The 23,762-nt window shown below is 36.8% G+C and carries 17 protein-coding genes; 5 read left to right on the forward strand and 12 right to left on the reverse strand.

Translation table 11 applies throughout. The annotated features are described in order from the left end of the window. Positions 1-60: 60 nt before the first annotated feature. Both ACKX2A_RS20455 and mug read left to right on the forward strand, forming a co-directional pair. Entirely contained in the window at positions 61-678 is a 618-nt protein-coding gene (locus tag ACKX2A_RS20455) for a DNA-3-methyladenine glycosylase (protein ID WP_415326924.1), read from the forward strand. A 34-nt stretch (positions 679-712) separates the two neighbouring features. Continuing rightward, entirely contained in the window at positions 713-1,216 is a 504-nt protein-coding gene (gene mug, locus ACKX2A_RS20460) for a G/U mismatch-specific DNA glycosylase (RefSeq protein ID WP_415326925.1), read from the forward strand. 66 nt (positions 1,217-1,282) lie between these two features. Here the strand turns inward: mug and ACKX2A_RS20465 are convergent, their stop codons facing one another. Both ACKX2A_RS20465 and ACKX2A_RS20470 read right to left on the reverse strand, forming a co-directional pair. Next, positions 1,283-2,650, reverse strand: coding sequence for a T9SS type A sorting domain-containing protein (locus tag ACKX2A_RS20465; RefSeq protein ID WP_415326926.1), 1,368 nt, complete (start codon positions 2,648-2,650; stop codon positions 1,283-1,285). A 357-nt stretch (positions 2,651-3,007) separates the two neighbouring features. Continuing rightward, the gene (locus ACKX2A_RS20470; protein WP_415326927.1) at positions 3,008-4,417 is read right to left on the reverse strand and encodes a tetratricopeptide repeat protein; all 1,410 of its coding nucleotides are present in this window, start codon (positions 4,415-4,417) and stop codon (positions 3,008-3,010) included. Positions 4,418-4,749: 332 nt separating this feature from the next. Here ACKX2A_RS20470 and ACKX2A_RS20475 point away from each other — a divergent pair, with 332 nt between their 5' ends. Further along, entirely contained in the window at positions 4,750-5,538 is a 789-nt protein-coding gene (locus ACKX2A_RS20475) for an SDR family oxidoreductase (RefSeq protein ID WP_415326928.1), read from the forward strand. 139 nt (positions 5,539-5,677) lie between these two features. On the opposite strand, the gene ACKX2A_RS20480 is transcribed toward ACKX2A_RS20475, so the two are convergent. The 5 genes from ACKX2A_RS20480 to ACKX2A_RS20500 are packed head-to-tail and all read right to left on the reverse strand — an operon-like array spanning position 5,678 to position 13,932. Further along, positions 5,678-8,137, reverse strand: a complete 2,460-nt coding sequence (locus tag ACKX2A_RS20480; protein ID WP_415326929.1) for a glycoside hydrolase family 3 C-terminal domain-containing protein — start codon at positions 8,135-8,137, stop codon at positions 5,678-5,680. 48 nt (positions 8,138-8,185) lie between these two features. Beyond that, the gene (locus ACKX2A_RS20485; RefSeq protein ID WP_415326930.1) at positions 8,186-9,064 is read right to left on the reverse strand and encodes an alpha/beta hydrolase; all 879 of its coding nucleotides are present in this window, start codon (positions 9,062-9,064) and stop codon (positions 8,186-8,188) included. Positions 9,065-9,074: 10 nt separating this feature from the next. Next, a complete protein-coding gene (locus ACKX2A_RS20490) occupies positions 9,075-11,384 on the reverse strand; it encodes a glycoside hydrolase family 3 N-terminal domain-containing protein (RefSeq protein ID WP_415326931.1) in 2,310 nt (769 codons plus the stop codon). A 12-nt stretch (positions 11,385-11,396) separates the two neighbouring features. Further along, positions 11,397-13,661, reverse strand: a complete 2,265-nt coding sequence (locus tag ACKX2A_RS20495; RefSeq protein WP_415326932.1) for a TonB-dependent receptor — start codon at positions 13,659-13,661, stop codon at positions 11,397-11,399. 22 nt (positions 13,662-13,683) lie between these two features. After that, a complete protein-coding gene (locus ACKX2A_RS20500) occupies positions 13,684-13,932 on the reverse strand; it encodes a hypothetical protein (protein ID WP_415326933.1) in 249 nt (82 codons plus the stop codon). 245 nt (positions 13,933-14,177) lie between these two features. Here ACKX2A_RS20500 and ACKX2A_RS20505 point away from each other — a divergent pair, with 245 nt between their 5' ends. After that, on the forward strand, positions 14,178-14,927 hold the full coding sequence (locus ACKX2A_RS20505; protein ID WP_415326934.1) for an NUDIX hydrolase: 750 nt from the start codon (positions 14,178-14,180) through the stop codon (positions 14,925-14,927). Positions 14,928-15,047: 120 nt separating this feature from the next. Continuing rightward, positions 15,048-16,211, forward strand: coding sequence for a cytochrome-c peroxidase (locus ACKX2A_RS20510; RefSeq protein WP_415326935.1), 1,164 nt, complete (start codon positions 15,048-15,050; stop codon positions 16,209-16,211). 292 nt (positions 16,212-16,503) lie between these two features. On the opposite strand, the gene ACKX2A_RS20515 is transcribed toward ACKX2A_RS20510, so the two are convergent. The 5 genes from ACKX2A_RS20515 to ACKX2A_RS20535 all read right to left on the reverse strand — a co-directional run bounded on the left by ACKX2A_RS20515 (position 16,504) and on the right by ACKX2A_RS20535 (position 23,661). Beyond that, positions 16,504-17,532: a heme-binding protein gene (locus tag ACKX2A_RS20515; RefSeq protein WP_415326936.1), complete on the reverse strand. Its 1,029-nt coding sequence runs from the start codon at positions 17,530-17,532 to the stop codon at positions 16,504-16,506. Between the two features lie 330 nt (positions 17,533-17,862). Then, the gene (locus ACKX2A_RS20520) at positions 17,863-19,431 is read right to left on the reverse strand and encodes a peroxidase, FMP-type (protein ID WP_415326937.1); all 1,569 of its coding nucleotides are present in this window, start codon (positions 19,429-19,431) and stop codon (positions 17,863-17,865) included. 231 nt (positions 19,432-19,662) lie between these two features. Then, positions 19,663-21,159: a ferritin-like domain-containing protein gene (locus ACKX2A_RS20525; RefSeq protein WP_415326938.1), complete on the reverse strand. Its 1,497-nt coding sequence runs from the start codon at positions 21,157-21,159 to the stop codon at positions 19,663-19,665. Positions 21,160-21,163: 4 nt separating this feature from the next. Then, positions 21,164-23,218, reverse strand: coding sequence for a GMC oxidoreductase (locus tag ACKX2A_RS20530; RefSeq protein ID WP_415326939.1), 2,055 nt, complete (start codon positions 23,216-23,218; stop codon positions 21,164-21,166). Further along, the gene (locus tag ACKX2A_RS20535) at positions 23,215-23,661 is read right to left on the reverse strand and encodes a hypothetical protein (RefSeq protein WP_415326940.1); all 447 of its coding nucleotides are present in this window, start codon (positions 23,659-23,661) and stop codon (positions 23,215-23,217) included. Before ACKX2A_RS20535 ends, ACKX2A_RS20530 begins: the two co-directional genes overlap by 4 nt. Positions 23,662-23,762 lie beyond the last annotated feature (101 nt).

A 23,762-nucleotide genomic window follows, 5' to 3' on the forward strand; every position in this document is an offset into this window, starting at 1 on the left:
TATGTTTAATTAAACTTATTCTAAATTTTTATCTTTATCATGAAATAAATTCAAACCATTTTGAAGCTGCCATTTTCATATTATCAAAATCAGGATGTCATTTTTCTGGCTAAAGATCTTTTAGGAAAAGTACTTTTTACCAATATTGATGGGCAAATAACTGCCGGAATTATTGTAGAAACAGAAGCCTATTTTGGGGCTATCGACAAAGCTTCTCATGCTTACGGAAACCGTAGAACCGACCGTACCGAAACTTTGTACAGTGATGGCGGTGTTTCCTATGTTTATTTATGCTACGGAATTCACCATCTATTTAATATTGTAACTTCGGTGAGAGACGAACCTCACGCAGTTTTGGTGAGAGCTGTCGAACCTCTGATCGGGAAAGATATTATGGAGATCAGGAGAAAAATGTCTTTTACAAAGGCTGCCATTTCATCTGGTCCTGGCTCTTCGGCGAAGGCTTTGGGAATCGATCGTAGTTTTAATAAAAAGGATTTAACGGGTGAAGAAATCTGGATAGAAGATCATGGAATTCGATATCATTCTAATGAAATTGCAGCAGTTCCAAGGGTTGGAGTTGAATATGCAAAAGAAGATGCGCTGTTGCCGTGGAGATTTTTTGTGAAAGGAAATAAATATGTAAGCAAGCCGAATAAAATTAATGAAGAGAATTGATTTTATTGATTTAAAAATTTTAATCTAAAGTTAAATGTTTACGGATATTATTAAGAAAGATCTTACTATTGTCTTTTGTGGAATCAATCCTGGTTTAAAATCTGCCGATGTTGGTTATCATTTTTCGGGTAAAAGCAATCGTTTTTGGAAAGTGTTGCATCAATCGGGTTTTACGCCTTATCAGATTGAAGCAATTCATGATACAAGTATTTTAGATTTTGGATATGGTTTAACCACGGCTGTTGAACGGGCAACTTCACGAGCAGATGAACTTTCAAAAAATGAATTTGATGATTCTTTGGAAAGTTTTAAAACTAAAATGAATCACTTTAAACCCAAGTATATTGCGTTTTTAGGAAAGGCTGCTTACAAAGCATTTTCCAAAAAGAAAGAAATTTTGTGGGGAAAACAGGAAGAAGATTTTTGTGGTGCTAAAGTTTGGGTTTTGCCGAATACAAGTGGTCTGAATCGTAGATTTAGTTTAGAAAATCTTGTAATTGCTTACAATGAATTTTATAAAGCTATTTCCGAAAATTAATGAAAATGAAATAACGTCACTCCCCTGAATGACGCTATTTCTCGAAACTATATAATAATTAAAAATTTATTCTTTAATCACTTTTTTAACGATTGTATTTCCGCCTCCAAAAACAGCTTTTACAAAATAAATTCCTGATGGAACATTGGTAAGATCAACTTGTTGTTCAGACGATTTTGTACTTACAATTTGTCCGACAGTATTCGTAACTTCAACAGATTTTATCTTAGAATTCGTTTTTATATTTACAGCTCCTTTTGTTGGATTTGGATAAATTCCGATAGTGTTTTGAGTTTGTATGTCATTCACAGCCAATGTAGACAAAGAAATTCTCTTCACTTTCGTACCGCTTTGAGAGTATGCTAAAACGAGATAATTATTCACTTTATCAATCGCCAGATCACTGAAAGTTGCTGCTCCGTCCGAAACAAAATCTCCACCAATTTTCGTCCAAACAGAAGTTCCTGAGTTGAATTTATATACTGAATTTTTTGTATGATTGGCATTAGAACTGTCCCAAATACTGGCCACAACATAAGGCGTTCCTTCTGAGCCAACTGTGATTGCCGTGTTGTTTACCACAGTGTCAGAGAAATTTGCAGCCCCAATTTGTATCCAAGAGTTTCCATCAAATTTTTTTACATTCAATTTTCTTCCTTCAGCCGAACTCGAAACGTAGACCACATAAGGATTATTATTTCCATCCAAAGCAATGTCGCTGAATGAGTTATCCGAAGTATAGCCATTTCCAAGAGCCGCGCCACCTAATAATGTCCAAGAGTCTGAGCTTGTAGCATTTGCACTGATTCTGTAAACTTTCACGCCACTTGCAATTTGGCATACGTATATATTGTTATCAGAACCGATCACCATCTCGGCAAAAGTTGCTCCACCGGCAAAACCGGCAGTTCCAACCTGCTCCCAAGCCCCATTTACATATTTTCTCACTGTTCCTGAACCATCTGAGCTGTAAGCAAATAATATATTGGATGGTGAAATGGCTGTTGCCTGATAATTTACCGTATTAGCAGTAACGTTAGGTAATAATGTCCATGACCCTGATACAAAAGTTCTTACTTCCATTCCAGTTCCGGGATAACTGATCTGGTTGCTGTAATACGGATTTCCTTGTGCGTCTAGTGTGAGAGAACTGAAAGTTGCAGTTCCTGTAGTAATTCCTGCAGTTCCGCCTAGATAAGACCATGCATTTCCGTCAAATTTCTGAACTGTGCCTTTTGCTACAGAAGTATCATAATACGACAAATAATAATTTCCAGATGCATCAATCGCTAAATTGTTATAGCCACTTCCACCTGCTGAAACAGTTGTAACAGAACCTACATTATCCCACTGCTGAGCGTTTGCAAAAATATTCAGAGCGAATCCGAACACCAAAAGAGCTTTGCTGAAATAAAGAAAAGAGTTGTTTTTCATAATAAAAGAATGTTTAAAATTGTGAGCTTTTTTTACGAATTTTGGTTTGAGATAAATTGTGATTTTTGGCGCAATTCTCTTGATGAAGAATGTTTAACAAATTTATTACTTGAATGGAATTAAAGCTCTTTTTTGAGTGGATTTGTCAAAAAAAGACATACTCATTACATACTTTTTGATGTTTTTAAGTTCTCTTTTTATGAATTTGATAAAATATAAGAAGTTTTAGAAAAAAATCGAATGAAGGAAATTGAAAAATTATTCTATTTTTATTAATAAATTCTTGTTGAATTATTAATAATAAATATTTCAATTTTTTTTAATAGTAATAATTATTAATGTGGAGAAAAATGAAAATTAAATACTGTCAATCCAATTATAAATATCAACAGATTGAGGAATTTCAAACTTTTTTCTGAGTCTGTATTTTTTATTCTGAACAGTTCGGGTTTCTATAAATGTATATTTTGCGATCTCTTTGGTTGTTAATTTCAATTTTAAAAGGGCACAAAATTCGATTTCCGATTGTTGTAATTCTGGATTTATTTTTAATAATTTATCAGAAAATTCAGGAAAGACATTTTCAAAAGCAAACATAAAACTGGGATCATTATTTTGAATTAATCCGATCAAATGCTTGTAGGTTTCATGAAGATTTTGGTTGGTTTCCTCTGTTTTTTTCTTCTTAAATTTAAAATAAAGAAATAAAGAAATACCAATTAACAAAACGAAGGAAAGTCCCCACAACAAAAGAGTTTTATTGGATAACTGGTTTTGTTCCTGCGTGTCTTTGCTGATAACTTCCTGAAGCGAATTATATTTGCTTTGAAGCGTTTGAAATTCATATTGTTTTATTTTATTTTCATAAAAATCGGCACTGTCTTTTTGATTGTTCTCACGATAAATTTCTTCAAGCGATTTGTGAATATTATTAATGTTAAGCTCAACACCTATTTTTTTACTGATTTTCAATGCTTCATGAAAATTTTTAACCGAATTTTTATAATCTTTTTGAGATTTAAAATACTGTCCGATCACCGTGTAATTATCAATCATCGATTTATCTTCGGAAATATCGGAAGGCTTTATTTCAATTGATTTTTTTGCATAATAATACGCCGAATCCATGTTGTATAATGCATATATATTTGAAATATTTGCATAATTCAGGTATTGAAATTGGGCAAATTCCTTGTGATTTTTCAGTTCAAATCCGCTTTTTATCTCTTCGAGTAATTTTTTTACTGCATTTTTAGGCTCGTTTTTGTCTAGATAAACATTGGCAAAACTGCTTAAAACATTGGCTTTTGCGTAGAAAATCTTTTTTGTTTTTGATTGGTCTTTTTGAAGAATTTCGTAAGCGTTATTTAAATGGAAAATAGCTTTATCATAAAATTTATTTTGTGAATATGTTTCTGCGATGTAAACATTTGCCATCGCTTCATAATAAATATTATTGTATTCGTACGAGGCTTTTTGCAATTTTTCAGAAACAATAATGAGACTGTCAACTTGATTTTTATTATAAAAATATCGACATTTTCGCTCCAAAAGTCTCATCTCTGAAATAGAATCTTTTACAGTCTTCGATTCTTTAATGAGTTGATTGATTTGAAGATATGCTTTATCAATATTCGTATTGAAAAGTTCAGAATTGGCTGCAACTTTATCTTTAAATTCCTGAATATTTCTTTTAGATTGAGAAAGCATCAGCGAAGAGAAAAATAAGCCGAAGAAAAATATTAATCTTGCAACATTTCCTATCATTTATAAGGGTACAATCATTAAGATAAAGTGAAAAATTTGAATTATTTGTAAATTTAATGATAATTCTAATAAAAAGAAACTGAATTTCGTTGGATTTCTTCCATCTCGAAATGAAATAATTTCTTACCTTTTTAATTTATTACATCAATGTTTTTTTTACCACAAAAGATTTTTTTGATATTTAATTTAAAATAACTTCAAAAGTTTATGAAAGAATGAAAAAAAGCTTTTCAAAAGCTATTGTTTACTTTGATTTTTCTTAAGGATTAAACATCAAAAAATCTTTTTTGTCTTTTGTGGTTAAATTGCTAATAGTTTTAAAAAATTATAATATGAATATTCAACTTAATTCAAAAAATGCTTTGGTAGGAGCGGCTACACAAGGAATAGGAGCAGGGATCGCCATAGAGTTGGCGAAATGCGGAGCAAATGTAACCATAATGGCTCGAAATGAAGAAAAATTGAAAGATTTTATGACTTCACTTCCGGTTATAAATAATCAACAAAAGCATCAATATTTGGTTACTGATTTCTCTGATTTTGAAAATTATAAGAAAATTATTTCTGCATATTTCAAAGATAATTCTGTTGATATTTTGGTGAATAATACGAATGGACCAGAACCGGGAATGGCATTTGATAAAAATGTTGAAGACTATCAAAAAGCGTTTGACCTTTTGTTTAAAACTGTTTGTGAAACGACAATGTTGGCTTTACCACACATGATCGCTGAGAAAAACGGAAGGATCATCAATGTATCGTCATTGTCTGTGAAAGAACCGATTCCTAATCTGGCGCTTTCAAACTCGATCCGTTCTGCGGTAATTGCCTGGTCGAAAACACTTTCCATTGAAGTCGCAAAACATAATGTTACGATAAATAATGTTTTAACCGGATATTTTGATACAGAGAGAATTAAAAATTTAATAGATCATGAAGCGGAGCAAAGCGGTCGGTCTGTGGAAGAAATTAAAAAGGGGAGAGAAGAAAAAATTCCTATGAAAAGATTAGGAAAACCTGAAGAATACGGACATTTGGTATCTTTTCTGGCTTCAGATTTTGCAGCCTATGTTACGGGAACGAGTATTCCTTTGGATGGTGGACTGAATAATACCTATTAAAAAAAGAGGTTCATTGTGAACCTCTTTTTAGTTTAGCTTTAATTATTTAAACAAGATTAAAAAATAAAAATCTGCGTAAACTGCCAAATCAGCGAGATAAAAAAAATAAAATTATTAAATTAAATAAATACAAGAAATATTAAGGTTTTAAATCTTCAAATTTTTTATCCGCTGGAAAAACATGCTGAACTTTTTCAACCGTAAGTTTTTTTGGAAGTGAAAATTCTACATTTTGTTTGATGTCCAATGAAGAAGCTCCAATTGAAATTTTATAACTTCCTGATTCGGCAATCCATGCACTTTTTTCTGTGATGAAAGATGCTAAATCTTTTGGACTCAAAGTAAAAGTTACTGTCTGATTTTCACCGGGCTTCAGTTCTTTCGTTTTTGCAAAAGCTTTTAATTCAGATTTTGGCTTGTCAATAGATTGGTGCGGAGCCGATAAATACAACTGAACTACTTCTTTTCCAGAAGCTTTTCCTACGTTTTTGACTTCTACACTTACCTCGATTTTATTTTTGAAAATTGGCGAACTGATTTTAATGGCAGAATAATCAAAACTTGTGTATGATTTTCCGTAACCGAATTCGAATGAAGGCTTTACGTTGAATGTGTTGAAATAACGATAACCAACATAAACTCCTTCTTCATACGTTACTTCTTTCGGATTTTCGGCAGGAACACCCGGGAAATTTTTCGCTGATGGTGTATCTGAATATTTTACAGGGAACGTCATTGTAAGTTTTCCGGACGGATTTACCTTTCCTGAAAGCACATCTGCAACAGAGTGACCACCTTCCTGACCTGGTTGCCAAGCCAATAAAATAGCATCCACTTTATCTTTCCACGAAGCGGTTTCTATTACGCCACCGATGTTTAGGATAACTGCGACTTTCTTACCTTTGGCGTGAAAAGCTTTGGTGACTTTGTCAATTAACTCTATTTCGTCCGTAGCAATATTGAAGTCATTATCAACCACACGGTCGCCGCCTTCACCGGAATTTCGACCCAGTGTGATGAAAGCAATTTCCGAAGTTTCGGCTTTTTGGTTAATAAAATTCTCTTCGAATTTCATTTCCGGAAGTCTTTCAGGGAGAGCCAGAATTCCTCTTGCTTTTCTTCTGTCTTTTTCTGCAGCAGCCTCTTTTTCTGCGTAAGGCTGGTATAAATCAACAAGTTCTTTATCCAGTTTGTATCCGGAAGCATTCAGACCTTCCAACAAAGAAACAGTGTGTTTGTTATTTACGCTTCCACTTCCCGTTCCACCTGTGATCCATGCGTAAGAAGTCACTCCGAACAATGCGGCCTGTTTTTGTTTGTCTGCAAATGGGAGTGTATTATTTTCATTTTTAAGCAAAACCATTCCTTCTGCAGCAGCATTTCTCGTAACTTCGGCATTTTTAACCAGATCCGGCTGATTACTGTATCGATATTCCGCAAAAGTTGGAGTCCTGAAAACAAATTCAAGAATTCTCTTGATGTTTAAATCTGCAACTTTTTGCGACAATTTTCCTGAATTTAATGCATCCAGCAACGCTTTTTTCTGCACCGGAATTCCCGGCATCAGCAAATCGTTTCCTGCTTCCATTTGTTTTATAACATCAGAGCTTATTCCGTTTTTAATGGATTCAAAACCAGGAAAACCACCGAACCAGTCTGTCATTACAATACCTTTGAAGCCCCATTCATTTCTTAAAACCTGGGTTAGAAGATCTTTGCTGGCAGAAGTATAAACGCCGTTCAGGAGGTTGTAAGAAGACATTACTGTCCAAGGCTGAGATTCTTTAACGGTAATTTCAAATCCCTTTAAGTACAATTCACGCATCGCTCTTTCCGAGACATGAGCATTGATGGTTAAGCGATTCGTTTCCTCATTGTTGGCGGCAAAATGTTTGATGGAGGTTCCTACACCCTGCGATTGAATTCCATTCACAATTGCGGCAGCTGTTTTTCCGGAAATTAATGGATCTTCAGAATAATATTCAAAATTTCTTCCGTTAAGAGGATTTCGGTGAATATTTAACGCCGGAGCCAGAAGAACATCAACACCATACTCTTTCACCTCGTTTCCCATAGCTTTTCCGACCTGTTCCAACAAGGTTTTATTCCATGTTGAAGCCAATGCGGTACCTACTGGAAATGCTGTTGCATAATAAGTTTTAGAATCATCCTTTCTGGTTGGAGCAATTCTTAATCCTGCAGGTCCGTCCGCGACCACAGTTGAAGGAATTCCGAATCTCGATAGCTCAAAAGTTCCACCCGCTGCTCCGGGTACCAAACCTTGCTTAGAATCTCCTACAGGTCCCGTCAATACTTCAATTCCGGGCATTCCTGTTCCAATGAGAAATGATGCTTTTTCTTCGTTGGTCATTTGTTTGATGATGGCATCAATTCTTTGATCAACCGATAATCGAGTATCTTCCCAAGTGTCTAATTTTCCGTTTTTGTTTAAATCTTTAAATGTTTTTCCGTCAACAGTGATGGTCTGAGTTTTATTCTGAGCCTTTGCGAGAGGCGATGCTGCCAACAAAGTCAGAAATAATCCCGAATATTTTGCTTTTTGAGAAAGTCTGATCAGCGTAGATACATTCTTCTTCATCTATTTATTTTTTTGAATTAAACATTTTCACTTTTAAAAATTTGAATTTTATAAAAACTTGTGAAATCTCAACCAGTCAAGATATACGTCCGACCATTGATCAACAGGCAGATTCTGGATACCCATTCCAAAGCCATGACCTCCTTTTTCATAAAGATGAAGTTCTGTAGGCTGCCCTGCTTCCAACCATTTGCTGTACAGTAAAACCGATTTTGGAGCCAACTTGAGCTGGTCATCGCTTGCTGCACAAATGAATAGCGGAAGCTGTATTTTCGGAATTTGTGCTTTCAGAATTTCTTCGCTTGGACCACCATAGATCGAAGCTGCAAAATTCGGAAGGGTAGAAGCATCTTTGCTGTGGAATATGCTTTCCAGAATTACGCTTGCACCTGCAGAAAATCCGATGACACCAAGCTTTTCGGGTTGAATATTCAACTCTTTTGCATGAGTTCTTACATAAGAAATTGCCGTTCTGATATCGTCTCCCGCCATCGCTTTGATAGGAGCTGTTTTCGCATCAAATCCTGTTCTGTCTTTGATGTTTTCCATCATTTCACGGGCAGGATCGTTGGATTTTGTCTCTAATAATCTGTATTTTAAAACAACTGCTGTAATTCCTTGAGAAGCCAATTTTTTGGCTAAATCAATTCCTTCTCTGTTGATCGATAAACTTTGAAAACCTCCGCCGGGAGCGATAACGATCACTGTTCCATTGGCCTTGGTTTTATCTGCTTCATAAATTAAAATGGATGGTTGCGTCACATTATAAACTACTTCAGTTTTAAATAGATCTGAATAAGTCTGCGCTTCTTTTTGTGTCCAGTTTTCAGTTCCCGGAGCCTTTCCGCTATAAAGCTGAACTTTTTTCTGGGCATTTATAGAGTTGATTCCCAAAAGAAAAATACTTGCTATGATTAATTTTTTCATAATATTAAGGTTATTGATTTGATTTTACATACTTCTGAGTTCTTGCATCTCTGATAATTCCTGACCAGTTCAGTCCATATCCGAAGTCGTAGGAATGACCTTCTGAATCTTTATAAGGAGTCATATCAAAAGGAACATCTTCTTTTTGAATTTCAACGGTTTTCATATCGGAAGGCATTTGCAGAGGCAATAAACCTGAAGGTTCATATTTTCCGGCTATGATGTCGATCACCGCCTGGTTGGAAACATTGAAATTCACTAGAATTCCGTCCGAATTTTTCTCAAATTCAGAGAAAATCATAGGTTTGGAAGCCGTTACAGAAACAACGACAGGTTTTCCGTTCATCGCTTTCTGTGTATTTTGAATTGTTAATAAGTCTGTGAAATTGGTCGCCGTAGTTGTTTTATTTTTAAAACTTCTATTGTGATTATTGGGAGCCACCACCGGATCTCCGGCTGCAATGCTTTTTTCACGGGCATCGGTAGCGGTGTAAGTTTGATATTGCAAAGAAATCGGTAGATATCCGTTTCCGCCGTTTTTTACATCAACATCGCTATAGCCACCTTCCTCACTGTGCGGACTCTGGACAAAAACAATCGCAAAATCTGCTTTTGTTGGATCATCTGTTACGTTGTAATATTTTTTAACGAAATTCAAATCAATCGGATAATTGAGCATTGGAGCAGTATAAACTCCCCACCAGTTGAATGTTGCAGGAGAATATCTTTTCGGAATGTAAACTGTTTTTCTGTCTTTAACAGGTAAAATATTAGCCTTGTTTTTCAGCATGACAATAGATTTAACCTGTGCATCGTAACCCGCTTTCATAAACTCAGGATTTCCGACAATTTTCTTGGTTTCTTCCGGATTTACATATGGATTTTCAAATAAACCTGTTCTGAAAAAGTTCTTTAACAAACGGACTGCAGACTGTTCAAACCTCTTTCTCATGTATTTTTCGCCATGCTCTTTTACGCCCATTTGGTAGGCTTCCAAAACAGGTCCTTTGTCGTTGTTTCCTCCAAACTGGTCAACACCTGCTTCCAACACCTTGTAGTGGCGCTCCGCAATCGACATTTTTTCTACACCCCAAGGTTTTCCGGCGAACGTTCCCGGCGTCTTTCCTTCATCTGCTGTGATAAGCCAATCGGTGCAAACAACCCCATCGTACCCGTATTTACCACGAAGTAAGTCTGTAATTAGATATTTACTGAAACCATTTCCAACATTTTCACCATTTTTGGTATCCTGATTAAAACTGATGGTATAATAAGGCATCACTGCAGAAGCTTCTTTTGTTCCTCCATTTAGTTTAAAAGCCCCTTCAGTAAACGGCTTTACATGATTCTGGAAATTATTTCCTGGATAAACGGCAAATTTTCCCATTGCCCAATGTCCGTCGCGTCCGCCTTCTTCGGGACCGCCTCCCGGCCAGTGTTTTACCATGGCGTTCACACTTTTGTAGCCCCAGCCGTTTTTGATCACATCTTTTCCGGAAGAAGTCTGGAAACCATCGATATATCCTCGCGCCATGTCAGTTGTAAGCTCCGGGCTTTCGCTGAAAACGTAAGCAATTCTGTACCAGCGAGGTTCTGTTCCCAAATCGATCTGGGGGGACAGAGCCGTAGAAATTCCCAACGCACGGTATTCCTGAGCTGCAATATTCCCGAATTTTTTCACCAGTTCCGGATCAAAAGTTGCTCCCATTGCCAGTCCGTCCGGCCAGAGCGAAATTTGTCCGCCAGCTCCTTCATTAAACTCAGCTGTAATTGATGCGGAATGTCTTGGATCCGAACTGTTATTCGCCGGGATTCCCAAACCTAGCCCTTCGATGTAAGACTGGAGATTATTGTTCCACTTAGCAGCAACTTCGGGAGATTGTAAGGTTGTAACCAGAACATGGCGAAGATTGTCTTCTTTTAAAAATTTCTTTTGCTGGTCGGTAAGATCCCAAGCATTGGCTCCGCTTTCATTAAAAAATTTTCCGTTGTATTTACCTGCTCTGATGCCTTCCGAAGGAGCCGGAATTGCCTGATGCCCGCTGTAAAGCATTAATCCTGCAATTTGTTCAACCGACATTTTGGAAGCTAGATCTTTAGCTCTTTCTTCGACAGGTAAACGCCAGTCTTCGTATTTGTCTAATTTTCCGTCTTTATTTGAATCTTTAAACTTTTTTCCGTTTACAGTAAGAATTTTTACACCGGAATCTAAAGAATATCCTAAAGTTGGTCCATCAGAATTGTTAGCTGTCTGAATATTTTGTGAAAATGCATGAATACTTAAAAATAAAGCTGCAATATTTAAAACGTTCTTTTTCATAGTCTTTTTCATTTAGAAATTAAAGCTTACAGATAATTGACCTGTCAATGGCATGATGTACGTTCCTGTCAGTAGTTTTCCGTAGTACGGACTTGCATCGGTAATCAATTCTGCACCGTTGATGGTTCCGCTTGCGCCTCTCTGATTTAAGAAATTGATAACTGTCGCTCCGACGTTCAGATTTTTATTTACGGCATAGCTCACTCCTCCGAAAGTTTCCCATCTCGGTGCAAAGTAAAGAGCGTTGGTAAGGTTGGCATATTGCTTAGAGAAATATCTGAAACTTGCCCAGAATCTCCATTTATCGACGGTATAGCTCGGGTCGATTTCCATTAAAACTTTCGCAACTCCCAGTACATTGTTATCGCTGTAATCGTAATCTTTTCCGAAAGCATTAAAATTGAATTTTTTATACACCGGATTCTGGAAAGTAATCAAATAATGAAGATTGAAGCCTTTGAAAGGATTCAGAACGAAATCTGTCGTCCATCCGATTGTTTGGATATCATAGTAAACAGTAGTGGTCTGCGCCTGAGAATTGTTAGCAGGATTTACTAAATTATATCTGTTTAAATTATTATTTTTCTTAAGATACGTAGCCTGAGAAATCAGCTGAATCCATTTGGTGTTCCAGAAAACTCCCAGTGCTCCCAACGGGCTTTTAATCTTATTGGTATTCGGTTCAAAAGCCTGAGAATAGCTTTCCAGTCTTCTGTTTTCTTCGGTATAAAGAAAATTGGCCAGAACTCCGAAGTTTTTACTGATGTTGTACGTTGCATTTAAACTTCCGCCTATCTGGTAAAAGCTCTGATCGATCTTATTGAACTGAGCAGGATCCGTAAAACTGAACCCAACTGTTCTAGGAGTCAAAGAATATTCACCGTCAATCCTGTGATTTTTTAGATGCAAGCCATAACTCAGATTAAAGTTGTCTGAAACTTTCCACTCATCGGTTGTGTAAACGGATAGTTTATTTTCCGTTCCACTGTGATATTCCCCTCCTACATTATAATTGTAAAATCCATCTGCATCAGTCGTAGGACCGATCAATCTTTGGGGTTGCGGCTCGACAGTCTGGAAGAAAAAAGACCTGTTGGAAGTAAACTGATCAATATTGTAATATTGTTCTAAAACTCCTATTGTTACGTTATGGTTTCCCAATTGTTTATTTAGTGAAAAACGTCCCGCAATATTTGTAATCGGAGTTTTTGGGGTATGCATTGCGAGTTGTGTTCCTACCGCTCCGGAATAGGGCTGTCCTGTTGATGCAATTGTGTATCCCGCAGACTGATTCGCCTGGAAAATACTCAAAGGAATGATCGTTGACATTTTTGCCGTCGCGAAATGCGCCCTTGTCGAGAATTTAAAATTCCAGCCGTTGTCCAGCAAATAATTTCCGACGATGTCAATATTATGAGAAGTCGTTCTGTTGTCATTTCCGTTCATCGTTGCCCAGTAATTCTGCCCCGACAAAATATCCTTCATTTTTATCAGACCATCACCGACCACGTACGAATCTCTTCCGATTTTAAAATTATCCAGCTCCGTAACTTTACCATTTTCACCGTACTGAAAAACGGCATAGTTTCCTACGTTGTAAGAATCTGCGTATTTGTATAAAATCGAAATCTTTCCCTTATCATCTTTAAAATATTTCGTAAGTCCGGCTCTGAAAATCTTGGTTTCATCCACATTTCTCGCAAAACCAAGCTTAAAAGTACTGGGATCGTAGTTGGCAAAGGCACCGACTGTATACGTCCATCCGTTTTTAGAAATAGGTCCTGAAGCGTTAATGTCGCCCTGCAGCCATCCAAATGTGCTTGTTGTGAATTTTCCTTTCAGCTTAAAATCTTTTGTTCCGGTCTGAGAATAAGAGTTTACAGCAAAACCAAGATCACCCATTGTATTCGCAAGCTGATCCATCTTCAAAAGTCCGGTTTTTTCTAATCCTACACTTTGTCTCCACGTCTTGTTAGGAAGTTCCGGCCAGAAAAAATAAACAGCTGGAAGGTCGTTTTCGAGAATGGTTATTCCGCCCACGGTGGAAGGCAAACCGATATTTACGTCTCTTGGACTCGTATTATTTGCTGCATTCAGCATTACATTTCTGTTGTTGTCTTCTTTGGAGGAAGCCGTTACCGTTTTTATGCCTTCTTCGGTTTTGGTAGCAACTTTCACGGCATTTTTTACTGCAAGGCTGTCGGTTTCCTGTCCAAAAGCGGCAGCAAAGGAAAACATCAATCCCAAAGCAGAGATTTTAAGTGTTGATTTTCTCATGTTAGTACAATTAATTTCTTCTTTATAGTTTTATTTCTCTTAAATAAGGTCTTTCTTCGTTTCGAAAAGGCATAGGAATATCCTGCATCCAAAATTTCAGTGGATGAACCATTTTCTTTTTCACTACCGGTTTCAGCCGGCTGTTTTCTGCATTTTCCGTAACGACATTTTGTATTGAACCAGCAATACATTTGTACTCTTCTTGAAAAGAGTTTAATCGAAGTAATTTTGTTAAGTATCTCTGTGTAATCAATGCTTCAATAGGAAGCATTGCAAACTACACTGTTTCATTTAATTTACCAAGAAAAATATTAAATTTTATTAAAATAAGATTTAATTAATTGAAATTCAGATTATTAAATTTTAAATTTAAACTAAAATTTCATTGATTCATAATGAAACAATGATGAAAATGTATAAAATTTTCCCCAAAATTGACTTCAAGAATGGAATTTTTTAAATCTTTGGTCAAAATATTTATTACTAAATTTGTAAACTATATTTCTTAATTCTAAGATGGATTCTAAAGAGCAGCTTTTAAAAAAATCACTGGAGGCAAAAGAAATTTTCCTTCCTCACTTGTCACTCGATCCTGTAATTTTTGGTTTCGATCAAAACGAATTGAAGGTTTTACTGATTAAAATGAATTATAGAAAACAGTGGCTCCTTCCCGGTGGATACGTAAAAAAAGATGAGGATCTGGATGAGGCAGTGGTAAGAATTTTAAAAGACAGGGCAGGGGTGACGGATGTTTACCTTGAAGAATTCGGCGTTTTTGGAAAGAAAAACAGAAGCGAATTTTATTTCGAAGATTTCGACGAAACGCTTTTTCACAAGCAAAGATTTATTTCCATCGGTTATTATGCTTTATACAACCCGGACCGGTTTAATCTGATTGCCGATGAATTCAGTGAAACCTGCGAATGGGTCTATCTGAGCAAACTTCCGGAAATCGAGCTGGCGATGGATCACAGTGAAATTATTCAAAAAGCATTATTAACTTTAAGGGAGACAATTTCGTATAAACCTATTGGATACAATCTTTTACCTGAAAAATTTACACTTTCTGAGCTGCAGAAATTATATGAAGTTATTTTAGGAAAAGAATTAAACAGAGGAAATTTTTACCGAAAAATTAAAAATTTAGGAATTCTAAAAAAATTAGATGAAAGAAGAACAGGAGGTGCTCACAAAGCTCCCGATTTGTATTCTTTTGATGAAGAAAGCTATCTGAAAGCTTTGGAAAATGGATTGAGCAGTTGGTGATTTAAACAATAGAAAAATATCCTCAAAAGTTTACTGAAATAAAAGCTTAAACAACTTTATTTTCAATAAATTACCATTTACAAAAGAATCCATAATTTTGCGGAAAACTTAACGGCAACCATGAAGAATACTTTAAGCTGGATTTTGTTGTTATTTTTGACAGTCTTTCTGCTGAATAATTGTTTAAGTACAAAAGTTCATCAGGAAATCAATCAACAGACTTTTATTGCAGACCTGAGAAAACTATATTCTTCAGGCGATTCTTCGAAGTGGCCAAAACCTTTGCTAGATCCAGAAGCTCAACCTTATTTTTCAGAAATCGGACATCTTCCCGCCATGGAATTTCCTGCGAATAATCAATACTCTGCCGATAAATCCAATCTTGGAAAAACTCTTTTTTTCGATCCAAGACTTTCACGTTCCAATCAAATTGCGTGTGCGACCTGCCACGATCCTGAACTAGGGTGGTGCGACAACAGACAGTTTTCTTTCGGACACGACAGACAGGTTGGAGTTCGAAATGCGATGAGTATTCTAAATTCTGGTTATGCAAAACCTTTATTTTGGGACGGCAGAGTTGGAAATTTGGAACAGCAATCTCAAATGCCGATCGAGGATAAAAGGGAAATGGGCGAACATATCGACATTGCTGCCGGAAAAATTGCGAAAATAAAAGGCTACGAAATTTTGTTTGAAAAGGCTTTTGGAGATAAAAAAGTGACTAAAGAAAGAATTGCAAAAGCAATCGCAACTTTTGAACGAACAATCCGAAGCTCTCAAAGTAAATTTGATCAGTTTATCGACGGCAAACGAGATATTTATACAGATGATGAGGTGATGGGACTTCATTTATTCAGAACTAAAGCACAGTGTATTAATTGTCATAATTCCGGATATTTTTCGAATAATCGTTTTGAAAATATCGGAACCGCTTCATTGAGTTTGAAAGATGAAGATTTAGGAAGATATTTAATAACAAAAAAAGATGAAGATGTTGGGAAATTCCGTGTTCCAAGTTTAAGAGAAGTTACAAAAACCCAACCTTGGATGCATAATGGAAGTTTTCAGACGTTGGAAGAAGTGATTCAGTTTTATAACAAAGGAAATCCTGAACCTTATGCGAAACGCACGACTATTCATGAAGGAGTTACTCTAAATTCACAAAAATCTGAAATGTTGAGATTGTTAGAATTATCGGATATTGAGGTGGCTCAATTAGAAGCTTTTTTAAGAACTTTAACAACAAAAACGGAACGGATTTCTCCACCGGAATTACCGAAGTAGAATTTTTTATAATAATAGAGATGCTTCGGCAAGCTCGGCATGACATTTCTCTAATACTAACCGTATTCTTAGTGATGAATTTATAGCAAAAGCATTTTAAGTTTAAAATTATCTCGCAGATTAAGGCATATGTTTGCGTAAAAAATTGTTATAAACAATTACAAAAAATCTGCGTAATTTGCAAAATCTTCGAGAATAAAATACTTCAACTCCATTCCCAGTATCTATTACGAGATAAATTCTAAAAAATAAAAACCTCCAAAATAAATTCGGAGGTTAAAAAAATTAATATTTAAAACTCACTTGTCGTGAAGCCTTGGGTATTGTCTAAAGGATCCATACTCTTGAACTGCATCTGTGTTTCCGGTCTTTTTCTCATTGTATTGATGGTAACGTGCGGCCAATTAATAGGTTGCGCAGAACCTGTTGCCGGGAAAACTAAATTGATAGTTTGAGAGTACTGCAAAATCTGATCTGCATTTCCGTTAGCGTCTGTAATGTCTTCGATCCAGAAAGTTGCATCCATTTTTGTAGCATTTACATTGGTCTGGATGAACGGAATGTTCAGAATTCCTCCGTTGGCATCGGGTGTGTTGGTAGACATTTCAATGACCGTCATGTTTGTTACCCCACCTGTTGAACCAACTAAACTTTCCAAAGTTGACTGAAGAAAAGCATTTGGATTGATTTGATTAAACGCTGCAAATTGCGGATTTCCAATAATTTGATCTGAATATCCCAATTGCGTAATTCTGTTACCATTCAGCATCGTAGGAATAGAAGAAGCCGGAGTGAAGAAATCTGTTCCTGGATTGTCTACGTCAAACGAACTTCCCAAAGCCAAGAGTGAATTCCCGTGAGGAATAGTCGACATACGGGCAATTGTGTAACCTCCGTTCGGTTGTCCAACATTTAAAAATAATCCTGTTTCAACGTGTATTGTTGAACCTTCAGGAAAGCCACGCTCATTGCAAAAGTCGATTGTACAAGCACTTACGATTTGCTGTTCATACAACAAACCGAAAATTAATTGTTCCACTTGTTGTCCGTTTACGACAGGACCACGATTTCCGGCTTGTACCACAACAGGATTAAAAGTCAATGTTTCCGTGTAAGGAATTACTTCAAAAATAAATCCCTTATCCTGTCCCGGAACTGAAATCGTATTCCATCCCGAAGGCGTTTCGCTATTGGGAATTTGTACATTGTCCCAAACTCCTACAAGCGGAGCTAAAGCACCCAAATCCGATGTTGAAACCTTGCTTAAAGGAAGAACCTGCGCTCCTAATGTTAAGCCTCTCACTTTACTTTCTAAATTCATAATTTTAGTTTTTGGTTATTGTTTTTGTTTTTAAGTCAGAAAATCAAAAGTTTTCTATTAAATCCGATTATTTTTTTGGAGCTTTTTCCCGCTTTCCACTCATACTCCTCACACCAACAGCGCTCCAACGCTAAACCCCTCCAATTCTCCAACGCGGTTGCGGGGTAACCGTTGCAATCGGGGCTATTGGCGCAGGTATTTATTTAGAATATTGGGAAATATTAAAGCTTTGTAAAGAAATTTAAATTAATAATTTAAAACCTTATAGGCTCCGAAAAACCTATAAGGCTGAGTAGAGTTTATTTGAATTAATAAGACTCGATCAAAATTTTATCCTTTATGGTAAGGACATCCTGCAGGTGGGTTTGCAATACGTTCGGAAACTGCTGCAGTTGTTGTCATGCTCATTGCAGGAGGTGCATTGAAGAATTCCTGCTCGATTATTTTTCTCTGATCTGCAGGAATATCCTCAATTTTACGAAGGGTATTTACCTGAATGTGAGGCCAGCTAGTTGTACCACCATCATTTCCGAAATCGAATTCAAAGAAAATAATCTGCTCATATTGCAGCTGAAGAATTTCTTTTCCGTCTTCAATTACAGTTTCGATCCAAAGGCGGAAATCTACTTCCACAGTCGGAACAAAACGGTTAACGAAAGGAACGTTTAAAATTCCGCCTTGCGCTCCTGTTTTCATTTTTGAAGACATTTGAATAAGAACATAATTTTCTACATTTTGTCCGCTCAAAGTGTCTCTAAGTCTCATATCCGGTCTTACGCAATAAGGGTAGAGCTCGTCTGCAAGGATTCTCTGCGTATAGATTTTGTTTGAACCAGGGTCGTTTTCGTCCGTTAAAGTTTCGTGAACCCAGGCCGGAGCAGGCTCATCAAGGTTGATAGGGTTGGTAACACTTGCACCTGCACCTCCCATTGTTGGAGAAATTGCAAGATGAGGAGGATCCCATGTTGCATTTCCGTAAGGGAATTGCGGAGCGCCATTTCTGAGATAAAACGTCGTATTATTGATGTTTTCGGGCGCAATATCACCCAATAAAGTAATTGTACTTCCGTGAGGAATAACTCCACTTCTTGAGATCGAATAATCCGGGATAAAATAAGGTCCTGTAATGCCGTCCATTGGCTTTATTTCCTGTGCTGGAATGATTTCATAATATTGCTGTCCTTCTTTCAACTGACTCAAAAGAATGTATGAAGGATTGCCGTTTTCGTCTCTCACTTCAACCAAAGGCTCGTTTCTGTATTCGCCTTTGTATCCGTAATTTTGATAATCTTCGGTAGAAAAAGCATGAATTCCACGATCTCTTTTGATGGTTTCTTCTGTTGCAGCGTAGTTATAAACGTCGCTTAGCCAAAGATACATTCCGTTCTCTTCATGAATTCCGGCGTATTGTAATTCTGAACTTCCTTCCGCTTTATTTACACTTTTAATGGTTTGGTCGTATTTTACCGCACCACAAAATAATTCGGTTGCACCACCACGGTTACGAACTCCGCCCGGAACGATTTCGAATGTAAGTTTTTCGATATATTCTTCTGTATCAAAGCTGAATTTTCCTGGGATTCTATTTTGGTCGGTTCCCGGAGAGGGCATAATGGTCGTATGAATCCCACTTCCGAGAGATGGTCTTGTGATATTTTTATTGTAGTTGGCATTGTAGCTTACCCAAGTTCCGGCCAACGCTTCCAGAACTCCGTAATCTACATTATTTGCAATTTCCTGTAAATTTTCTTCTCTGAATGGTCTTACCGGATCGTCGATTAAAAGTTTCGAGTATCCGTTCATTAAATTAGCAAGATAACCCTGCTGATCCTGAGTTGGTTGTGGCGCTCTTAGAAGTTCACTTCCTTTTTCCAGACTTTCTTTTTTTCTTTTTAACATGGTGTATTGTTTTTATGATTGTAAGTAGTAAATTTTTTTTGAATGAATAAATCAACCGCAAAAGATGCAAAAGATTTTATTGCTTGTTTGAAATTTAATTGTTTAAAAATCAAAATCTTACGATAGAGTAGAAATCAAGATTTTTAAAAACTTAAGTGTTCTTATTTGAAGTTCAAAAATCAACTTAATAACTTAAGTGTTAATCTTTTGTCTCTTTTGCGGTTAAAAAATTTAATTTGTAGGATATTCAAAAGTTGGCCCCGCGTTTTGAGTAGAATTCAAAGGCTGACTCATCAATCCGATTGCCTGTTCTTTCAACGCATACATATACATGATCGATTTTTCCAACTGTTTCGCATCACCTTCTACCGCTGCCTGAATTGCATCCAATAGATTTTTATACGTTTGATTAAAAGCTTTTCCTTGCGCATACAATTCTGGATTCGATTGATAATCTGACATTTTTGGATTTGGTTTCATCGGATATGCGGCGTTCCAATCCACAGGTAAAGGTTTTCCGACAGGTGGAGTGGTTACAGGCATCATGCCGTTTTCGTCGGTGAAAGGTCTGTAATCTCCCCCAACATAAAAATGCTCATGGAAAACTTCTTTAAATCTGAAATAATGCGCCAATTCCGCACCTTCTTCAAACTGAGACGGATCAACATCGAAGATAGAATCGTCTGCACCTTCTCCTTGTCCTTTAATTTCTTGGAAAACAGCAATTACACCCGTTAAAGATTCAACCGCATGTAACTTTCCGCCACTTCCATAATATTGTTCCGGACGGATTTGCTTTGCAGGATCTCCTGTGAAAATTCCTCCTGTATTCAATTCTTTGAAACTTTGAGGTAGACTTCCATGTTCTTTATAATAAGCAATGATTTGGAAAACAACGATATAAAAAAACAAAACATCATAATATTCACCAATCGTATGAACATTTTCCATGATGAAACCTTTCATATTTTCAAGCGTCCAATGATTGTGTTCTTCTAATGAAACTCCTTTAGCGTACAAATTTGGCGTAGCTTCAGGTTCATCATATTTAGGAGCTTTTACCAACGGGCTGCTCGGACTTTCAATAGCGATAAATGTTGCAATGCTGTTCGTTGAAAACGTTTCCAAGCCAACGTAAAAGTCAACATTCATCGGCAATTTCATCGGGTAAGAAGGGTAGTTCTGAGGTCTGTTCACAGAAGGCTGGATGCTTACGGCATTCATCACATTACAAACCATAATCATGTGCAACATTTCTTCCACAGCAACACTTCGGATAATTTGTGAAGCCAATGCATTTGTCCCGTCTTTAATGGAATATAAAGCGGTAAGATAAGGCGGAATTGTAGAATGCTCAATCAAAATGGCAGTCTGCAAAAGATCCTGCAAAATAGGAAGGTAACTGATATTTGTTAGACCTCCTTTTTTAGCATCAAAACTTGTTTTATCTGATAAATCTGCTGGTTTTAGTTCTGAAATCTCTCCGCCAAATTGTGAGCTTAAGTATTGGTTAAATTCATCAATCTGATCATTTAATAAAAGATTTGTCAGCGTTTTGCTGTGATGTTTTAAACCTTCAATCCAGTCTGCTTTGCTGATTTTTGAATCAAATAATAATGACTGTAAAGAAAGAGCTTCTTCAACAACGGCATTTCTGCCCATCAATTTTGCTTCTTTTGATGAAAAATTTTCCTGAGGTTCTGTTTTATTGATAAGTCTTTGTCTCATGTTTTCAGTTTTTTAGTTTAGTTTCGAGATCAGCCAAAATAGATTCTACCGAACGGATCGTAAATGCTGATAAAGTTAAAGTAGGGTTTGAAGTTCCTAAAGTGGTCATGTTTCCTGCTCCGACGATGTATAAATTCGGGTGATCCCAAGATTTACAATAGCTGTTCGTTACAGAATCTTCCGGCGTAGAACCCATTCTGTGAGTTCCTACGATGTGACCGGCTCCGTTGTAAGAATATCTCACGTTGTTGTACACAAAAGTATTGTTGTCTGTTGCATTATATTTTGTGAAATCTTCAATTCCTAATCTTTCAAACATTTGATCTGAAGCCAGTTTGGCCTGTTCCATCGCTCTCATTTCGTAGTCCGTTAATTCATAATTAATGACAGGACGGGGAATTCCCAAAGCATCAAGATATTGATCGTTGATCGTTACTCTGTTGTTTGGATTCGGCAACTGTTCGATCTCAAAATGGAATAAAACCTGTCTTGAAAGTCTGTATGTTAACGCTTCTTTTAATTCTGCTCCGAACATACCTTGTCCTAAAAATTCTGAAAGATCTGATCCCGGAGAAAATGTCGGCCAGCTCCATCCCCAGTTGTCAAGCGGAGAAATCCACGCTGAAAATTCGCTTCTGAAATTTCCGTCACGGAAAGACGAAATATTGGTTGTAGAACCAGGCCCTCTGTAAGAATAAATAGGTTCAGGAAATAATCCCCAAGTCAGCATTACCATGTGATCCATCAGGTTTCTTCCCACCTGATCGCTGCTGTTGGCAACGGTTTTTTCAATGGTTTGACGACCTTCTGTCACCGTGTATTTAGAATTCAATAAAATTTTAGGATTTTCAAAAGCATTGGCTGCAAGAATCACAATTGAATCTGATGTATCGATCACATCTTCAACGAAATCTGTTTTTTCTTTTGAAATATATCTTCTTAAATGAACTTTTGAAATTTTATCCTGATCGTTTTGATCCACGCTTAATCTGTAAACCACGCTTTGAGCTTTTACTTCAATGTGTGGATTTCGCGAAAGATTTTCATTTTCATTCACTTTATATAATGCCTTTTTCAAGGTTTTTAAAGCATTGTATTTTGCCTGAACCGGACAGATCGGAACACAAGACGCATTTCCTTCGCAACGTTCACCCATGTACGGATTCCAAACTGCACCAAGAGCTTTGTATTCTTCTTTTCCAGAACCATCTAAAACCAATTTATAACCTAATTCTGAAGCTTCTGCTTTAATGATTTTTGTTTTTCCGTATTCCGGATTTGGAGTAGAATTTCTTCCTTGCGGAGATGGAACGAGCGTTAACGGAATCGTTTCAAAATTCAACTGAACACTTGTTCCAACAAGTCCATCCATGATTTTCTGATCCATATAACTCTGCGGAATTTCTTCCATTGGAAACACATAATCTCCATAATATTCTTCCATACTTTCGGAAATCGGATATGCCTGTTTAGAAACATTTCCTGAAACACCGATTTCAAACTCAGCCATTTCATAATATGGTTTTAAAATATCATAATTGATTGGCCAATCCATTCCTCTACCATATTTTTCCTTTAAATAAAAGTCATTCGGAAGCATTCTCGGCGTTGTTCCCAACCAGTGAAGCGTAGTTCCTCCACCCACTCGGATTGCGTCACTCGCAAACGGCATCGGTCCAAATTGTACCAAATATCCCTTTTTATCGGGGAAAGGAGGAACAATAGGTTCCATATCCAAAACATTTGGCGATGGGGCTTGCTTTAAATTAGGGTAAGGAGAATTCGGAACTTTTGCTTCCTGCATATAAAAAGTACGGATATACTCGTTATAATTCGTCATTGAAGACACGGAATCTAGTTCTAATCCGGCTTCCAGACCTGCTTCAAACATTAATATCGATAATTCACGAACGTCGTCACCTTTTTTGGTATCTGCTCGGTGGATCATTTTTCCTTTTTTGTTGTCGAATACATGATCGGTCAATAATTTAGCGATCAATGATCCTGCGATTCCCGTTCCTACGATGATCACGTCTTTTGTGTTTACTGCCTCTTTCATGAATTGCTTTTTACAGGTTTAACGCCCCAAGATTTGTAGCCCGGCTGTTTTGCTCCCGGCGGATGCGCATGCATAACGTTCCAAACCAGACCTTCTTTGTAAGAAAGATCATTGATATAAGCGCCTTCCCAAGTTCCTAAATACCACAAAGTGATCACTTTTCCTGCCATATCATTCATTCCCGGATCAGATAAAATATCGGAAGCAATCGTATTTCTTAATTGATCTTCACTGAAAGAGCTTTCAAAAACATTTTTGGAAACTGTAAGGAATTCCACAAAAGTAGCGGCATCGAAGTTCCCTAAAATGTAGTTGTAATAGGTTTCGGCTAAACCTGTAGATTGTAATTCGTTTACAGAAAAGCCGGTGAGAGCCTCCGAGATCGACATAAATACGTCGAAATAATAATCGTCGACGTTGAGAATTTTGTTAATAATAATCATTTCGTTTAAAATTTGATGGTTAAAGTATTTCAGTTCCCCGTGCGAGGAAATTGTTGTTCCGCATGATCTGTCAGATGCTCTGGGATACCACTTTAGAATCC

Source organism: Chryseobacterium sp. MMS23-Vi53 (assembly GCF_047651245.1).
GTDB lineage: Bacteria > Bacteroidota > Bacteroidia > Flavobacteriales > Weeksellaceae > Chryseobacterium.

What these genes read in the sequence shown, in the direction of transcription:
- mug (WP_415326925.1), top strand. Translation starts at nt 713, where the DNA reads ATGTTTACGGATATTATTAAGAAAGATCTTACTATTGTCTTTTGTGGA.
- ACKX2A_RS20465 (WP_415326926.1), bottom strand. Translation starts at nt 2,650, where the DNA reads ATGAAAAACAACTCTTTTCTTTATTTCAGCAAAGCTCTTTTGGTGTTC.
- ACKX2A_RS20470 (WP_415326927.1), bottom strand. Translation starts at nt 4,417, where the DNA reads ATGATAGGAAATGTTGCAAGATTAATATTTTTCTTCGGCTTATTTTTC.
- ACKX2A_RS20475 (WP_415326928.1), top strand. Translation starts at nt 4,750, where the DNA reads ATGAATATTCAACTTAATTCAAAAAATGCTTTGGTAGGAGCGGCTACA.
- ACKX2A_RS20480 (WP_415326929.1), bottom strand. Translation starts at nt 8,137, where the DNA reads ATGAAGAAGAATGTATCTACGCTGATCAGACTTTCTCAAAAAGCAAAA.
- ACKX2A_RS20485 (WP_415326930.1), bottom strand. Translation starts at nt 9,064, where the DNA reads ATGAAAAAATTAATCATAGCAAGTATTTTTCTTTTGGGAATCAACTCT.
- ACKX2A_RS20490 (WP_415326931.1), bottom strand. Translation starts at nt 11,384, where the DNA reads ATGAAAAAGAACGTTTTAAATATTGCAGCTTTATTTTTAAGTATTCAT.
- ACKX2A_RS20495 (WP_415326932.1), bottom strand. Translation starts at nt 13,661, where the DNA reads ATGAGAAAATCAACACTTAAAATCTCTGCTTTGGGATTGATGTTTTCC.
- ACKX2A_RS20500 (WP_415326933.1), bottom strand. Translation starts at nt 13,932, where the DNA reads ATGCTTCCTATTGAAGCATTGATTACACAGAGATACTTAACAAAATTA.
- ACKX2A_RS20505 (WP_415326934.1), top strand. Translation starts at nt 14,178, where the DNA reads ATGGATTCTAAAGAGCAGCTTTTAAAAAAATCACTGGAGGCAAAAGAA.
- ACKX2A_RS20510 (WP_415326935.1), top strand. Translation starts at nt 15,048, where the DNA reads ATGAAGAATACTTTAAGCTGGATTTTGTTGTTATTTTTGACAGTCTTT.
- ACKX2A_RS20515 (WP_415326936.1), bottom strand. Translation starts at nt 17,532, where the DNA reads ATGAATTTAGAAAGTAAAGTGAGAGGCTTAACATTAGGAGCGCAGGTT.
- ACKX2A_RS20520 (WP_415326937.1), bottom strand. Translation starts at nt 19,431, where the DNA reads ATGTTAAAAAGAAAAAAAGAAAGTCTGGAAAAAGGAAGTGAACTTCTA.
- ACKX2A_RS20525 (WP_415326938.1), bottom strand. Translation starts at nt 21,159, where the DNA reads ATGAGACAAAGACTTATCAATAAAACAGAACCTCAGGAAAATTTTTCA.
- ACKX2A_RS20530 (WP_415326939.1), bottom strand. Translation starts at nt 23,218, where the DNA reads ATGAAAGAGGCAGTAAACACAAAAGACGTGATCATCGTAGGAACGGGA.
- ACKX2A_RS20535 (WP_415326940.1), bottom strand. Translation starts at nt 23,661, where the DNA reads ATGATTATTATTAACAAAATTCTCAACGTCGACGATTATTATTTCGAC.